Raw genomic sequence first — 16,625 nt, forward strand, 5'->3', positions numbered from 1 at the left:
CTTACTGTGTGTTAGTATAGCAGACAGTCTCATTTCCTGCAATCTGTATAAACTAATAAAAAATTCGTCTGTTTTTTGTGCATTTTTAACATTTCAATGTCTGTTCCAGGCAGTACTTTTCCACCGCCTCATCGTACGATCTCCATACCGTCATAGGCAGGCCGCAGCACGTTCCGGCGTTTAAGATCTCCTGATAGCCCGCCGCCCATTCCGGAAGCCCCTTCTTCATATGGTTTTCCACCATCTCCCTGGTGTTGGCCTCTAAAAACATGTTCTGCATGATATGGGCTGCCACAAACGTCGGGAGCTTGAACAGACCGGCCGGAAATGTCTTATTCGTATCGACTCCCTGCATCCGGCACACACCGATCCCCTCCCGAAACGCCTTGACCACCTTTTTGACGGCCTGATAGTCACTCGCAAATGAGCCGTAACCCCCGCACTCCAGCACAGCGCCCGCCGTAACAGACTGCTGCAAATAGTGGACCTTCATCCAGTCAAAGATATTTTTATCGAAAACCGTACGAATCCCGGACTGATTCAGCGCTGTCTGTATGTCGCCAAGCCCGGCCCGGCATTTTCCGCCCAGCCTTACTGCCTCATCGAAGAGGATGACCTTTAAACCGGCTTCATCGCGGCCGCCTCCCATGCTGGAAGGGAACGCAATCAGATACTGATCCGCCGATAAGTACGCCTCGATCTCCGCCTGAATATTCCAGTTATTCTGCATAAATGCAAAATATTTTGTATATTCAGCCAGCTCTGAAAGCCGGGGCAGAACGCCCGCCAGCTGACACCGGTTAACAGTTACCAGGATCCCGTCGTAATGGTCTGTCACTTCCGTCACACAGCTGGGATAAAAAGTCACGTTCTCGTAAGAGGAGGCCTTCTTCCTCAAGTCCTTAACGGATAAAACCACTCCTCCAGACAGTTCTTCATAGTGCTCCGGCTTCACCAGCAGGTCGATCTCGTGGTTCTGAGACAGCAGCCATCCATAGGTTATTCCGATCGTTCCTGCTCCATATATTAAGTATTTCATCTGTTCTCCATTTTCTGTGGTTTGTCTGTACCGCTCCCGAGGTTTATCAGAATTTCTCTCATAATCGTCACCGCACGCTCCGGATAACAGATATCATCGTACAGAAATGTACCGGTCTCTTTCCCGTCCAGCATGAATCTCAGTGTATATTTATTCAGGCTGCTGCCGATTTCCTTGTACACCCTTCTGCTCTTTCTCAAGAAGCGCTCAACCATCCGGTTCCTCGGGATCACCCACCGGTCCTCAAAATGTTCCACGATCAGAGTATCAAATTCTTTGGGAAACTGTGGTTCAAAGGTTTCGCTGACAGGAATTGTGAAGTAATAGAGATTGTGCTTCTGATACATTTCGCCAAGCGATACCGCATGTTCACATTCCGCTTTCACTCGGTTTCCGTCGTAGTATTCTGTATGCGGATCCCGGTTATATTCCAGCGTCCTGGCGAGAAGCCACGGGTCTATTCCACACCATCTGCTTCCATAGCCAAAGTTCCAGTCCAGATACCGTTCCCCGTCACAGGCCCGGCATCCGGCCCCATGAAGCAGATACTTCGTTCCGTTGATCTCATACTCGATGCCCCAGCGCAGCTTTCTGCTGCACAGAAAATCCGCTTTGGATTTCAGGCAGAGGCCAGCCAGCAAACGGAGGCAAACGTCGTTTACCTGATCGATGTATTCTTTCATCACGGTTCTCAGCCCGTCTTCCATACGCTCTGTCCTCGTTTTCTTAGATGTGTCACTTACGTTTCATCTATCATACCATAGAAATGCCGCGTCTGACAGTATGCTTCCGCATCATTTTTCCGAAACAAGTCTAAACATCACACCAGCCGTCCATTTTTCCCCTTCTCCGCCCCGCACCTCACAAAAAAAGCTGGAGCGGCGACACTCTCCCAAATGTCGCCGCTCCGGCTTTTTCTCTCTTCGAAACAATCCAAAACATAATGAAGCTCTATGAAAACAGTAACACGCTTCTCCCTTTAATCCTCTTTGCCAACCACCTTATAAGTCTCTTCCACGATTCTCTCCATGGCGTTTAAGATATTTTCATATCCCGTACACCGGCAGAGATGGCCGGATATCATCTTTCTCAATTCCTCGCGGTTGTACCGTTTTCCGGTTCCCACGATCTCCACCGCGGTCATGATCAGACCCGGCGTACAGAAGCCGCACTGTACGGCCGCTTCTTCCACAAACGCCTTCTGGATCGTACTCAGTTCGCCGTTAGGACCTTTTAAGCCCTCTACCGTCATGATCCGGCGTCCTTCCGCCCACATGGTTAAGTAGATACAGCTGTCGATGGCCTCGCCGTCCACCAAGACGGTACAGGCGCCGCACTCTCCGACCTCACAGCCTTTCTTCACGCTGGTAAGGCCCAGACGGTCCCTCAGCGTCTCCAGTAAGGATTCCCTGTCGTCTACCGCCACCTCGACCTCTTTATCGTTGACAATCATATGAACAATCTTAAGCATCGCATTCACCCCCTGCATTTATAATCGCCTGTTTCAGGGCACGTTTTGCCATCTCTTCGATGAGCTGTAAACGGAATTCCTTGGAAGCTCTCCAGCTGGTACGCGGATTCACTTCCTCCAGAACGCTCTTGCCCAGCGTCTCAAACAGCTCATTTCCGATTTCCATGCCTTTCACCTTTTCCTCTGCCTTAAAGCAGCGGATCGGGGTCGGAGCGGCGACGCCGTAGCCGATGTGCATTTCTTCGATGTGCTTCTTATCTTCGGTCAGTTTTACTGTAACCGCGCAGCCCATGGTAGCGATCTCCATGGCGTTTCTCTTGCCGTACTTGATGTAATGGCCGCCAAAGCCCTCGTAGGACTCCTTGCGGATCCGGATGGCAGTCAATATCTCGTCGTGCTGCCTTACCGTCTTTCCAGGGCCGGTATACCACTCGCGGATCGGAATCTCCCGCACTCCCTCTGGTCCTTCGACGACTAAAATCGCGTCGAGACAGCAGAAGGATGAGGCGCTGTCCGCACTGGTCACACCGTTACAGACATTGCCGCCCACCGTACCGATGTTGCGCAGCTGCGGTCCGCCTGCCTGGTCCACGGCATCCCCTAAAATCGGAATATATTTCTGAATAATCCTGTTATTGGTTACATGGGAAAATGTGGTCGCCGGGCCGATGACGATGGTGCCGTCCTCTTCCATTCTCACACCTTCCAGTTCTTTGATTCCGTGAATGCTGACCAGGGAACATCCGGCAAGCTTGCCTTCCCTGACCTTAATGAGCACGTCGCTGCCGCCGGAAATGACGACGGCCTCGGGGTCTTCCTTTAAGGCACGGATCGCATCCCCTATATCTTTTGCCTGGTATAATTTTTCAATATCATACATGGAATATCACCGTCCCTTCTAAATCAGTTCCGCTGCCTTAAAATGAGCCACAAGCTTCTGCGGGTCAAGAGGCAGGGAATCTACCGCTACACCAGTTGCGTTTAACACTGCGTTCCGGATGGCCGGTGCGACCGGAATAGCCGGCGGCTCACCTAACGCTTTATTTCCAAATGGACCCGTCGGATCGTCCAGTTCCACAAATTGCACGTGGAGATCCGGCGTGTCCATGGAGGTAGGCAGTTTGTAATCCAGCAGGTTGTCATTTAACGGCCTGCCGCTCTTATCAAAGAGGAGTTCTTCACTGAGCGCGTATCCAAGTCCCATGCTCATGCCGCCGTGAACCTGTGCTTCAGCCAGCTTCGGGTTGATCAGCTTGCCGCTGTCGTGAACATTGACAATGTTGGTCACCTTCACCTTGCCGAGAGGCATATCCACTTCCACCTCTGCGAAACAGGCGCCCGTTGCAAATGTATTATCCTTGCAGTGGCTGGTCGCCTCCGCAGTGATGTGGATCGAGCGGTCGAGGCTGTAGAACGCCGTCGTCGCAAGCTCCGCCATATCAAGAAGCTTCTCCTTGCTCTCCTTATCGACTACCACATTATTCTGGATATCCATGGTGTCTTTCTCTTTATCCAGCATATATGCCGCATAATCCAGGATTCTGTCCTTGAAAATAAGTCCGGCCTTCTTCACGGCCATACCGCTGACATACGTCTGGCGGGATGCGTAAGCGCCCGTATCAAACGGTGTAATATCGGTATCCTGCGTGGAGAGAATATGAACTTTGTCCTCCGTAATACCGGTGGTCTCCGCGGCCATCTGGGTAAATACGGTATCCGCGCCCTGTCCGATCTCCGTAGCCCCCATCTGCAGCTGCATGGAGCCGTCCTGATTTAAAACCATACGGCAGGAAGCGGTCTCCAGAGAGATCGGGTAAACGCCTGTCTTATAGCAGAAGATCGCCATACCGATTCCTTTTCTGACAGGACCGGTCTGGTTCTCATACTCTTTCCGTTTTTCATCCCAATGAATATAGCTCCGGCCTTTTTCCATACATTCCTTTAAGCCGTATGTATTACATGCAACGTGGGTATGGGGATCCACATAGCCCTCCGGCATACAGTTTTTCATTCTGAATTCCAACGGGTCCATATGAACGGCCACCGCCAGATCATCGGCCATACACTCCGCCGCAAATGCAGCCTGCGGAATTCCGTAACCTCTCATGGCGCCGCCCGTGGCAATATTCGTATAGACGGTGTAAGCGTCGGATTCCAGCGTCTTCTCATCGTGGTAAATCTGCTTGAACTCATTGGATGTGTTTGCCACAATGGCGTGGGCGTGAGAAGCGTAACCGCCCTGATTGGAATACGCCTCAAATTTTCTCGCTACCAACGTTCCATCCTTTTTGACAGCCGCCTTAACATGGCACTTAATCGCATGGCGCACTCTCGTACAGGCCAGCGTCTCTTCCCTGGAAATCTCCATGCGGACGCCTCTTCCGCCCACCTGGGTGCAGAGGAACGCATTTAACGGTTCATAAAGGACGTCCTGCTTGTTGCCGAATCCGCCGCCGATGTACGGCTTGATCACGCGGATTTCACCGGCCGGAATCCCCAGCGCCTGGCTGATGACACGGCGTACGATATGAGGAATCTGTGTAGAAGTCGTCACAACAATCCTTCCTTTTTCCATGTAGGCAAAGGAAATCGGAGTCTCGATATGGCAGTGCTGAACGCTCTGCGTCGCATAGACATGATCGATCTCTACCACGTCCTCTCCTTCCACAGCCTCCTGATAGGTTCCTTCCCCTACTACAAAGCTGGAATGGGCGATTACATTGCCCGGCTTCTCCTTGTGAAGAACCGTGGCTCCTTCCGCCATGGCAGCCTCGACGGTAAGCATGGGTTCGTACTCCTCATACTCCACCTTCACCAGACGCGCCGCACGGTTTGCCGCGATCTCATCCTCTGCGATTACTGCAGCGATGTCGTCACCGTAGACACGGACTCTGGTATTTAACAGCTTTCTGTCTGCAATATCCTGGTGCGCGGTTTCCACAGACCAGGGATGTCCCGGTGTCGGGAACTGAATATCCGGAACGTCAAAACACGTAACGATCTTGACGACTCCCGGCACAGCCAGAGCTGCCTCCAAATCAAAGCTTTTTACTACACCATTGGCAATTGTGCTTCTTACGACCTTAGCCACAAGAAGTCCTTTTGGTTCCAAATCCGCCGTATATTTGGCGCCGCCGGTCACTTTCTCGATGGCGTCAACGCGGACCATGTTATTACCAACTCCCATGGTATCCTACCTCCTGTTTCTTTTATTCTCCTGCTAATCAGGCCCCGGTTCTTAAAAAATAAGAAAGGCTGGCAGCGACGAGACTTTTTCAGGACAATTTCATCCATCAAAGTGATGTCGCCGCCAGCCCGTTTGACAATGTCTACCTGACCGGTTCTCCTGATTTGCTCAGGTTGCTATTTTCAGTTGCTCTATATATTATTAAATCAATATATATTTTAGTACAAACAGTACCGCCAGAACATACATCAGCGTACTGATCTTCTTCTCCTTTGCGTGACCTGTAACCAGATTGATGACTACATAGGAGATAACGCCCATGGCAATACCTTCAGAAATGCTGTACATAAACGGCATGGCGATGATTGCAATGTAGCATGGAATTGCTTCTGTAAAATCGTTGAAGTCGATCTTCGTAATGGAAGTAAGCATTAAGAATCCTACTACTACCAGAGCCGGTGCCGTTGCAAAGGACGGAATCGCTAAGAAGATCGGGGACAGGAATAAGGATAAGCCGAATAAAATGGCTGCTACTACTGCCGTTAAACCTGTTCTGCCGCCTTCGGAAACGCCGGAAGCGCTCTCTACGAAGGTGGTGGTGGTGGAAGTACCGAATAATGCGCCTACGGATGTACCAACAGCGTCTGCCATCAAAGCGCCCTTGATATGCGGAAGCTTTCCGTCTTTATCAAGCATGTCGGCCTTGGAAGCTACACCGATTAACGTTCCCAGCGTATCGAACATATCGACGAATAAGAAAGCGAACATAACTACCAGGAAGTCAAGGGATAATACTCTTGAGAAGTCCAGTTTGAAGAACGTCGGAGCCATGCTCTTGATACCGAAACCGGAAGATAAATCCGGGAATACGCTGTACATGCCAAGTTCCGGATTCGGCTGATATAAGCCGACCGCCTGGCAGATCATGCCAAGAATCCAGGTTGCCAGGATTCCCCATAAGATATTGCCCTTTACATTCTTAACAACTAAAATTGCGGTAATGAGAATACCGATGATTGCTAATAAAACTGTAATTCCTACGGAATTGAAGGTTCCATCCGTTAAAGCACCCTTGAAGGAGTAAACAGAAACAAGTGTGGCGCCGTCCACAACGATTTTCGCGTTCTGAAGGCCGATAAATGCGATGAACAGACCGATACCTACGGATACCGCGTGTTTTAAGTTCATCGGGATTGCGTTAAAGATCGCTTCCCGCACATTGGTCAGTGACAGAAGAATGAAGATAAGACCTTCTACGAATACAGCTGCCAGAGCCATCTCCCAGGTGTAACCCATGTTCAAAACAACGGTGTATGCAAAGTACGCATTTAATCCCATACCTGGTGCAAGTACAAACGGATAGTTTGCAAATGCTGCCATTAACAGAGTCGCTACCAGTGCTGCCAGTGCAGTCGCGGTGAATATGGCGCCGCTGTCCATACCAGTCGCACTTAAGATGCTCGGGTTTACTGCAAGTATGTATGCCATGGTCATAAATGTGGTAATACCGGCTACAACTTCGGTTTTGACGTCCGTGTGGTTTTCCGACAAGTGGAACACTTTCTCAAAAAAGTTCTCATTTCCCTTCGTTTCCATACTTCCTACCTCCTTGATAGTTGAATGATTTTCATTTATATAGCAGAGCAGCCCCACGCAGCTCAGTATATATGGGTTTCTTTCGTATATGGTAACTTCTCGAAATTCTATATTCAGTTTTAAATTTACACTTTGCTTTCATTATATCAAAAAATTCTGTTTCCCGCTACGATCTTCCCTTTTATATGCCTCTCATCAGACAAATAGATGAAACGCTCCAGTCTTTCCTTCAGGGAAAGCGGCTGCGGATGGCGGATATCACTGTCGTCGAGAATCAAAGCGTCAAACTCATAACCTTCCATGAAGCTTCCAACCTTTCCGAAGAATGATCCGCCGCCCATGGTTCCCAAATAGAATGCTTCTTCCACGGTAAGCGGTTTTAAGCTGGTATCCTGTAATCTCCATCTCAGCTTGGATACCTGGACTGCGTGTGCCATGGCGTAAAATATGGATTCCTTGCTTCCGCCGGCTACGTCAGAGCCAAGCCCCACGTTGACGCCTTTGTCCAGATAGGTTCTCACCGGTGCAACACCGGATGACAGGTTCGTATTGGATTCCGGGCAGTGGGCGACGTATACGCCGCGTTCTCTCATTAATTCGATTTCCTCTTCAGTCGAGGATACACAGTGGGCCATAATGGTCTTCACATCTCCGCCGAACAGGCCAAACTGATCGTAAGCATCTCCGTAGAAGCGTGACTCCGGGCACAACTCCTGTACCCATGCGATCTCGCCCTGATTCTCCGACAAATGAGACTGGACCGGAAGGTCATACTTTTTCTGAACCTCTTTTAGCTTCCTCATCAGCTCATCCGTACAGGATGGAATGAACCTTGGTGTCAGGATCGGACGGACATTCTTATACTGATCCGCCGTGTCCTCCAGCCACTTCACCGTGTCGGCCACGGACTGCTCCGCACTCTCTTCACATAAGTATTCCGGTGAGTTCCGGTCCATGTTGACCTTGCCGATCATGGTCTTTAATCCAGTTTCCTCCATGAGATCCATGAGAAGCTTTGTCGCCTGATTATGGATGGTTGCGAAAATACAGGCTCTCGTTGTCGCACTGCTCCTCATGGAATCAGCAAAAATTCCATAGGCGCTCTTCGCGTACTCTAAATCCCGGTACTTGGACTCCTCCGGAAATGTGTTGGTATTCAGCCAGTCCAGAAGCTCTAAATCCATTCCAAGACCGCGGAACGCATACTGCGGTGCGTGGACATGTAAGTCTACCAGTCCTGGTGTGATGATCTGATCACCGCAGTCCGTCACCGGATACGATGCGTATTCCTCCGGCAGTGTCTCAAAAACTCCGGCACACAGCCCCTCCCTGCAGACGAGCCATCCGGCTTCTACCAGTTTTAAGTTCTTTGCATCTTCGCTGTAACAGATGTTTCCCTTCAGTACAAAATTCTTATCTCCGGCCATTTTCCCTCCTATTCCGTATTCCAGTTATAGGAGAGACAGCTGTAAAATCGCGTCCGGACGACTTCCACCTCAAAAAAAAACCACCGTCACCCCTATAATTTTCACATGACTGGTGTCTTTTGCAGTCTTTACTGATCGTGCTGACAGTCATGCAAAAACTTATAGACAACTATTACGGTAGCTGGTAGAAACGCTCAACCAATTATGAGCATATATAAGTTTCTTTGAATACTTATCTCTATTAAATTTTCTGACCTCTGACAGTTTGAGTCTACCATATTGTACAACTATTTGTCAATACCATTTTCATTTTTGTGCATTTTTCTTTATTTCTGTCTTCTTGGTCGATATTTTGAATACAATTCGGAGAGGATACTTATAGTTTTTTTCTATAAATCTAAAAAATTATTAGTAATAAAGAGTCCGGCGAGCCGGACTCGCGCGCCGGAGCACGGTCGCTTCAGCGGCCATATTTCCTTAGCACGGAGTGCGCATACCCGATAAAGCGGGGCACGCTGTCCCCCGGAGGGTTTTTGTTTCATGGGATGAACTTTCCTATGAAAAACAAAAAAGCGGTCAGATCAAATACACTCCAACCGCTTCATAATGCATATCGTTTTGCTTCATATATTTTAAAACCATTTCCTCCAGTTCTGCGGCGGCACAGTAGGCCAATCCGCATCCGGAGGAAATCTGACGCGGGACCGGAATAAGACGACCCGGGATTCCGCCGTTTAAACATGCTTTCTCCATCGCAATCGCTTCCGCAGTTGTGTGGAAAGTCACGATCACTTTATTTTCCTTTTGCCTCATTAATTTCTATCCTTCTATTGTCAGTTCGAACTCCGAACCAGTCTCTTTTACCAGCACGGTGAGTCCTCTGCTCTTAACAAATTTCTCTATATTCGTTCTGGAATGCGGCTCGCTCACCAAAACTTTCAATTTCTCTCCCGGATGGGATTTCAATGCATCCGACACCAGTATTAACGGTTCCGGACACGATAAGCCTCTTGCGTCTACTTCGTACATGTGGGTTTCCTCCTGATCTGTTCTCTGCACACTCTGAACTCTAATCTCTGTTCATCTATTTTTTCTCCCGCTGAATTCCCGGAAGAAAACCAATCACAAACAGCGCTGCGATACAGATGATAACCGCTGCTTTTCCAGCCATTCCCGGGCCTCCGGCTACCGCTGGTGAAGCGTCCGTCGCTGCCGCAGCTGCCGCGCCGGCAAGTCCAAAGTTATGGCAGAGAGCCGCGCCTATGAACATTCCCAGGAAGGTAACAGCGGAATCGGAAGATCCCTGTCCCGCCAGCACCATCTGTCTTAAGGGACACCCGCCTGCAAGGACAGCTGCAAATCCAACCACATACATACCGAGTATATTCCACAAATGCTGTGCATGGGCTACCGGCTGACCATCAAAGGAAAGCTTAAACCCTCCGGTTGCAATATTAAAGATAAGCATTACTACGAAAAATGCTCCGATAATCGTAATCAAATCAAAGTTTTTCATTAAAATCACATCTCGAAAGCTTCCGGCAAAGCAGGTCCGGCATTTCTGTGAGACCGCTCCGAATACCAGCCCGCCCACGAGTGCAATGAGAACCGGCGCGTGCATACTTCCCGGCCCCTTCTCGCTGACTGCCATCAGGGTCGTCGTCACGCTCAAGATCAGTACGATAACCAAAAGGACCGGCAGAACGTATCCGCTGACGCTTTTTGATTCATAAGATCTTCCAAGACTGAAGCCCTTCTTAAGTGCGGCTGTTCCGGTAAAGACGCCGCCCACAAAACCAATCAGAGCCACGTAGGCGTTCAAATCACCTGCCGACATACGGATCAGCATACGCAGCGGACATCCCAGAAATACAAGGGCGCCGATCATCATGATCATCCCCAGCACAAACCGTATCATCGGTGAAGAGCCGGCCGTGGAGCGGTATTCTTTTGTGATCAGAGATATGAAAAACGCGCCCACCACAATTCCGACAATCTCAGGCCGTACATACTGCACCAACGCCGCCTGGTGTAATTTCATGGCCCCCGCCGTGTCACGGATAAAGCAGGCGATGCAGATCGCCATGTTCTTCGGGTTTCCGAAGAAAGCCAGCGCCGCCGCAACGATACCCAGCGCTGCCCCTGATAACGCCAGTGTTTTTTTTGATTCCGTCAAATTCATGTTGTCCCCCTTTTTTCATAAATAACAGTTCAGCCATGCATCTTCTTGTTTTCAAAAACAGAAAACAAGAAGCCCAGGCGTTCCGCCCTATGTCAGTTTGTACAGAAAAGCGCTTATACAAGCCAGCTTGTAACACACTTTTCTGTACAAACTGCCGCATGGCTGAACTGTCACAGATTTTATGAAATCAGTGTAGCAAAGAAAGGGGCCTCTGTCTAATTGATAATCGTATTACGCTTATAGATTTCATCTATAAGTAAGCATACAGTTCCCTAACAAACTGTATGAACAGCCGGGCCGCCTTACCAGGCTTATTGCTCTTACTCCAGACCATGTAAAGTTTTCGGTAAATATCGCCCTCTGCCAGAGGGAAACGCAGAAGCTGCCCCTGAGCCACATAATCTTCCACCGCGGCACTGGAGATAATGGCAATTCCCATGGCGGCGCTGACCGATTTTTTAATGGTCTCCTGATTGCTTATTGTGGCCACCACGTTCATGCGTTTTAAATCTACGCCGTGTTCCTTCAAATACTGTTCCGTTTCCTTTCGCGTTCCGGATCCGTCCTCCCGGACAATCCATTTCTCCTCATAGAAACGTTCCATGGGAAAGCCGGTCTTCTCATATTGCCGGTATGTCTCCACATTTGGCGTAATCACCACAAGGCGGTCGTAATAAAATGGCTCAAACACACAGGTCGGATCCTCCAGCCGCGTGCCGGTAAAGCCGATCTCCACCTTCCCATCCAACACCATGCGCACTACTTCCAGACTGTCCGCCTCCATTAATTCCAGCTTATTACCGGGATACGTCCTGGAAAACAGGGAAAGGATCTGGGGAAGAATGTACTGCCCTGGAACAGTGGAGGCTCCCACCGTTATCTTTTGAACGCCCGGCGTATCGGTCCTCGTAAAATTGCGGAGAATATTTTTTTCCAGCTGCAGCATTTTTCTGGCATTGTCGTACAGGAGTTCCCCGGACGGCGATAATTCCACGTCCTTCGTCGTGCGGATAAACAGCCTGGCCCCCAGCTCCTTTTCCAGCGAATGGACATGGGCACTGACCGTAGGCTGGGTCAGATACAGTTTCTTGGCGGCCTGAGAAAAGCTTTTCACCTCTGCCACGCAGACAAAGGCCTCCAGTTGTTTCAGATTCATAGACATTTCCCCCTAGCAGGTGCTATTACTTAGGAATTTATGCAAAGCAGTACTAGTACTTCATTGCATGAATAACGCGGTAATAGTGCAACGCTGTACTAGCCTTCTGCAATTTCATGTACCGCCCGGACGGCCTCGTCGATCTCGGCTTCCGTATTAAAGTGTGACATGGAAAAACGGACGGCTCCGGTGCCCTCCGTCCCCAGCGCCCGATGCATCAGAGGCGCACAGTGGGCGCCTGCCCTGGTATAAATCTCATAGTGATACGCCAGCTCGTCCGCCACCTCACCGGAATCGTAATCCCGGATATTCAGTGACACAATAGGCGCCCTCTGTCCCGTAAAATCGCCGTAAATGGTCACTCCCGGAATGGTTCTCACTCCATCGTAAAACTGCCTCATCAGAGAAAGCTCTCTTTCCCTGATCTGCTCCATGCCAGTTTCCTTAATATAGCGTAAAGCCGCGTAAAGTCCGGCAATTCCGTGACCGTTTAAAGTTCCGGCCTCCAATGCAGTCGGCATATCCTCCGGATGAGCCTTTGAATAGCTGTGGACTCCGCTTCCGCCCACGATGAGAGGTCTCACAGCAACACCCTGGCGTACGCAGATTCCTCCCGTTCCCTGGGGGCCGAGCAGGCCTTTGTGTCCGGTGAAGCAGAGAACATCAATTCCCATTTCTTCCATATTAATGTCGAACACGCCTGCGGTCTGGGAAGCATCCACAACGAAAAGCAGGCCTTTCTTTCTGCAGAAGCGCCCAATCCGTCCGATATCCACCATATTTCCGGTGAGGTTGGAGGCATGGGTACAGATAATTCCTTTCGTATTGGGCCTGACTGCCTTTTCAATATTCTCGTAGCAGATGCAGCCATTTTGATCGGCGGGAAGAATCGTCAGCTCCAGTCCGGCTTCTTCCAGAAGATAGAGCGGACGCAGAACGGAGTTATGTTCCAGCATTGTGGTGATTACGTGATCTCCCGGTCCGAACAGGCCGAAGACTGCCATATTCAGGCTTTCGGTGGAATTGGCCGTAAACGCCACCCGGGATGGGTCTCCCGCATGGAACAGCTCCGCAAGCAGCTCTCTGGCAGAATAGATCTGCCTGGACGCATCCAGGGATGCGCCGTGAGCCCCTCTGCCGGAGTTTCCCATATGGTGCATGGCCTCCTGTACCGCCTGATATACCGCCTCCGGCTTTTGGTACGAGGTGGCGGCATTATCGAGATAGATCATAATCTCACCTCAGTTTCACGAATTTATCTTCCAGTTCCTTCACACAGCCAATCACCGCAAACGCAGTCTCCAAACCGGCTTCCCGCAGCCCGGCCGTTATCTTTTCTCCATCCTCCGGTGTTACGCTGACTAAAAGTCCCCCCGAGGTCTGAGGATCACAGAAAATATCACACAGAAACTCCTCTGTATCCCCGAAATCAACCTTATTCTCAACAAACAAACGGTTTCTGTAAGCTCCCGCCGGTATCAGCCCCATCTTTGCCAGATCCGGAGCTTCCTTCTGAAGCGGTAAATCCGACATATGGATTTCCAGAGTCACACCGCTTCCTTCCGCCATCTCGACGCTGTGACCGGCTAAGCCGAACCCGGTCACATCGGTACAGCTGTGCACGTCAAACAGTTCGATCACGCGCTTGGCCGTCTTGTTTAAGGAGGTCATAACCCGGATTACCTCCGCCTTCGCCTCCTCGGAAGCCATATCCGCCTTCACCGCCGTATTGACGATACCTGTTCCCAGTGGCTTCGTCAGAATCAGCACATCGCCTGGTCTTGCGCCGCAGTTTTTAAAAATCCGGTCCGGATGGACAAATCCCGTCACGCTTAAACCGTACTTCGGCTCATCATCCTGAACGGAATGGCCGCCTGCCAGGACCGCTCCCGCTTCCGCGACCTTTGAGGCGCCGCCCTCCAGAATCTTACCGAGAAATGCCGGATTGACACAGTTGGGCCAGGCCACGATATTGAGCGCCACCTTCGGTTCTCCGCCCATGGCATAAATATCGCTTAATGCGTTGGCCGCCGCTACCTGGCCGAACGTATAGGGGTCGTCCACCACCGGTGTAAAGAAATCCAGCGTCTGTATGAACGCCAGCTCATCGTTCACCCGGTATACGGCTCCATCATCGGAGGTCTCGATTCCCACCAGCAGATTCGGATCCTCAGCCTTGGGAAGATTCTCCAGTACTCCCGCCAGAGTCCCTGGACCAATCTTGGCAGCACAGCCCGCTGTCTTTGTCATTTGTGTCAGCCTTACTTCGTTGTCTGGTATCATGTTTCCCCGCTCCCTTATTTATAGATTTTATCTATTATCATTGTAGCACATAAAAATATTTTAGCAATACTAAATAGTTTTTAGATAATATAAGCTGAAACTTGTCACACCAGCCGAGACTTTCGGTGGGATGAGATACACTATACTTCGATTTTGTGGAAACAACTGCGGGAATAGACGGATACTAAGCTGGATAGTACGACAGCCACCAAAAACACGATCCACGGCAACTCTGCAAAACGCTCAAAACACCAGCCAGCAAGCCATTGACCAACGGGTTGAGCACAAAGAATAATTGCCATCAAACAGGAAAATACCTTGCCCATCATTTCTTCCGGAACTGCCTGCTGGATGAACGCAAACAACTGCACGCGCATAAGTACACCGGCAATCATCGCAAAAAAGCAAGCCGCAGTAATGATACCATAGCCAATTATGGCGGAAACGCCTGACAGTAGCCCTAACACAATCGGTACAAAGCACAGAGCTATCAGGAACAGCAATCGGTGTATTTTTTTTATGGATAATTTTTTCGCCAGCACTCCAGCCAGCACTCCTCCTACTAATCCCCCACCCATCATAATGCCTTGTGTCACACCTAGCCATTGGCTGGAAAACGCATATGTTTGTGTAATCAACACTGGCACACCGATAATAAGTACTGAACTGGCAAACAGTTCAAACAATGTCATGATAAAGATAATTTTTGCTAAAATTGGTTTTGTCTCGAACATAAAGTGAAGGCTGCTGCCTATATCCTTTTTCACTGTAGTCCACATATTTCCGGTGGACTCTTGCTTTTTGTGCGGTATTCTAATAAATAATTCCATGACCGCGGATAGAAAAAAACATATAGCGCTCACAATAAGCACTATGGGAAGTCCAAACGTTCCATAAAGTATGCCGCCTATGACCGGTCCCAGCATATTAGATAGTGAATTTACAAGGTTTACGGCGGCATTTGCTGAAATCAACTTTTCATCTTGCACCAGCAATGGGATGCTGGCTTGCACCGCCGGGCTATACGCCCCTTGAATGGCATAGAGTGCCATCATCAGCACGACTACAATGGCTATGTCTGAAAAATAACCACTTATGGCAATATAGCCAAAAACCAAAGCGGAGGTAATAAAGTCTAAGACAACCATGATACGTTGTTTATTCACACGGTCAGCGATAATGCCTCCCACTGGCGAAAGCAGAATCATAGGTAAAAAAGCCAGTGCGGAAACTTGCCCAAACAGGGCGGGGGAACCGCTTTGCTCCAAGATATAGAGCGGCAGCGCAAAGCGAAGAACAGCGTTACCGAACAGCGAGATAATTTGTCCTATTATGACCAGTGTAAAATCCTTGTTCCAAAGTTTTGCTTTCGTTTGTTTCATGTGACATTCTCCTTTTTTATGAGCAATACTCTTACGGGTTACTGTCTGTCATGCGGTCCTCATAAAAACGGTTCAAGTTATCCCGCAATTCCTCCAAATGGCTTTCAGGAGGGTGTACGCAATTTCTCCACAATGTTATCATAGTGTCGATGCGTCTCTTCCGCTTGGCCAAATCTGTGGATATGCCAAATAATTGATCGCCGATGGAGATAGCCAGCAGCAAAGCGATTTCGGCGATTTCTTCAGGATACTCACAGGTGTAAAACCCACTGTCCATGTACTGTTTAATAATTTCTGTCACCAGAGGAACCAGCATCTTCATACGCTGTTCCCGCAGCTTATAGGTTACGATTGAGCTTTCTCCCGACTTGCCATATTGAATTAGACGACTTGAGAAACTGTTTGCTGAGTTTGTAAAAAATACAAACATCAATCTGTCTTTCTCTGGTAACTTCTTAATCTGATTGCGCCATTCATCAATTAAATCACCGAGCCCCTTTTCAATCACAGTATCAAGTATTTCTTCTTTGCCAGAGAAGTAATGATACATACCGCCTTTCGTGAGCCCAAACGCTTTTTGCAAGTCGGTGATGGTTGTATTTTCATAACCTTTTTCGAGAAACTGATCCAAAGCAATTTGAATCAGTTTTTCTTTACGTGGCGCAAAGTCTTTCCGAGTACGTGACATAATAACCCTCCTTATTCTTAAACCGAACGCGGTATAATTATATTACCATAGACATCCGCACATGTCAATTATCAATTTTTTGGTGGTCTGGGTCTAAAAAACCAGCATACAGGTTAAAATATTGGATTGCGCGCTAATGGCAAGCAGGGGTTAAGCTATTGGCAGGACAATCCTACCTTTCCCATATCGTATTAACCACAATTTTCCCATGTAC

General features: G+C 49.2%; 15 protein-coding genes and 1 riboswitch. All 15 genes read right to left on the reverse strand.

Annotation, left to right across the window (positions count from 1 at the left end; all coding sequences use genetic code 11):
* Positions 1 to 85: 85 nt before the first annotated feature.
* On the reverse strand, positions 86 to 1,039 hold the full coding sequence (locus tag M1L66_RS23920; RefSeq protein ID WP_434688627.1) for a ketopantoate reductase family protein: 954 nt from the start codon (positions 1,037 to 1,039) through the stop codon (positions 86 to 88).
* A complete protein-coding gene (locus tag M1L66_RS23925) occupies positions 1,036 to 1,746 on the reverse strand; it encodes a DUF6896 domain-containing protein (protein ID WP_434688628.1) in 711 nt (236 codons plus the stop codon). The genes M1L66_RS23920 and M1L66_RS23925 overlap by 4 nt, the downstream gene beginning before the upstream one ends.
* Before the next feature lie 272 nt (positions 1,747 to 2,018).
* The gene (xdhC, locus tag M1L66_RS23930; RefSeq protein ID WP_002602682.1) at positions 2,019 to 2,510 is read right to left on the reverse strand and encodes a xanthine dehydrogenase subunit XdhC; all 492 of its coding nucleotides are present in this window, start codon (positions 2,508 to 2,510) and stop codon (positions 2,019 to 2,021) included.
* Positions 2,503 to 3,390 (reverse strand): xanthine dehydrogenase subunit XdhB, encoded by an 888-nt coding sequence (gene xdhB / locus M1L66_RS23935; protein ID WP_187023959.1) that lies wholly within the window; start codon positions 3,388 to 3,390, stop codon positions 2,503 to 2,505. Before xdhB ends, xdhC begins: the two co-directional genes overlap by 8 nt.
* 18 nt (positions 3,391 to 3,408) lie before the next feature.
* Positions 3,409 to 5,697 carry a xanthine dehydrogenase subunit XdhA gene (xdhA, locus tag M1L66_RS23940; RefSeq protein WP_434688629.1) on the reverse strand — a complete coding sequence of 763 codons (2,289 nt, stop codon included), beginning with the start codon at positions 5,695 to 5,697 and terminating at the stop codon, positions 3,409 to 3,411.
* Between the two features lie 201 nt (positions 5,698 to 5,898).
* A complete protein-coding gene (locus M1L66_RS23945) occupies positions 5,899 to 7,293 on the reverse strand; it encodes an NCS2 family permease (protein WP_110322504.1) in 1,395 nt (464 codons plus the stop codon).
* Between the two features lie 146 nt (positions 7,294 to 7,439).
* Entirely contained in the window at positions 7,440 to 8,720 is a 1,281-nt protein-coding gene (locus M1L66_RS23950; protein WP_187023957.1) for an amidohydrolase family protein, read from the reverse strand.
* A 142-nt stretch (positions 8,721 to 8,862) separates the two neighbouring features.
* Positions 8,863 to 8,958: riboswitch (purine riboswitch) on the reverse strand.
* A gap of 338 nt (positions 8,959 to 9,296) precedes the next feature.
* Positions 9,297 to 9,533, reverse strand: coding sequence for a DUF3343 domain-containing protein (locus M1L66_RS23955; protein ID WP_002602677.1), 237 nt, complete (start codon positions 9,531 to 9,533; stop codon positions 9,297 to 9,299).
* 6 nt (positions 9,534 to 9,539) lie between these two features.
* Positions 9,540 to 9,749: a sulfurtransferase TusA family protein gene (locus M1L66_RS23960; protein ID WP_187023956.1), complete on the reverse strand. Its 210-nt coding sequence runs from the start codon at positions 9,747 to 9,749 to the stop codon at positions 9,540 to 9,542.
* Between the two features lie 55 nt (positions 9,750 to 9,804).
* Entirely contained in the window at positions 9,805 to 10,902 is a 1,098-nt protein-coding gene (yedE, locus tag M1L66_RS23965; protein WP_187023955.1) for a YedE family putative selenium transporter, read from the reverse strand.
* 250 nt (positions 10,903 to 11,152) lie between these two features.
* Positions 11,153 to 12,058: a selenium metabolism-associated LysR family transcriptional regulator gene (locus tag M1L66_RS23970; protein ID WP_434688630.1), complete on the reverse strand. Its 906-nt coding sequence runs from the start codon at positions 12,056 to 12,058 to the stop codon at positions 11,153 to 11,155.
* Positions 12,059 to 12,156: 98 nt separating this feature from the next.
* Positions 12,157 to 13,290, reverse strand: a complete 1,134-nt coding sequence (locus M1L66_RS23975) for an aminotransferase class V-fold PLP-dependent enzyme (protein ID WP_187023953.1) — start codon at positions 13,288 to 13,290, stop codon at positions 12,157 to 12,159.
* A 4-nt stretch (positions 13,291 to 13,294) separates the two neighbouring features.
* Positions 13,295 to 14,341, reverse strand: coding sequence for a selenide, water dikinase SelD (selD, locus tag M1L66_RS23980; RefSeq protein ID WP_187023952.1), 1,047 nt, complete (start codon positions 14,339 to 14,341; stop codon positions 13,295 to 13,297).
* Between the two features lie 140 nt (positions 14,342 to 14,481).
* Entirely contained in the window at positions 14,482 to 15,723 is a 1,242-nt protein-coding gene (locus tag M1L66_RS23985; protein WP_434688631.1) for an MFS transporter, read from the reverse strand.
* 31 nt (positions 15,724 to 15,754) lie between these two features.
* A complete protein-coding gene (locus tag M1L66_RS23990) occupies positions 15,755 to 16,411 on the reverse strand; it encodes a TetR/AcrR family transcriptional regulator (protein ID WP_434688632.1) in 657 nt (218 codons plus the stop codon).
* Positions 16,412 to 16,625: the final 214 nt, after the last annotated feature.

The sequence above is a fragment of the Hungatella sp. SB206 genome (assembly GCF_051132295.1).
In the GTDB taxonomy this organism is placed as follows: Bacteria; Bacillota; Clostridia; order Lachnospirales; family Lachnospiraceae; genus Hungatella; species Hungatella effluvii.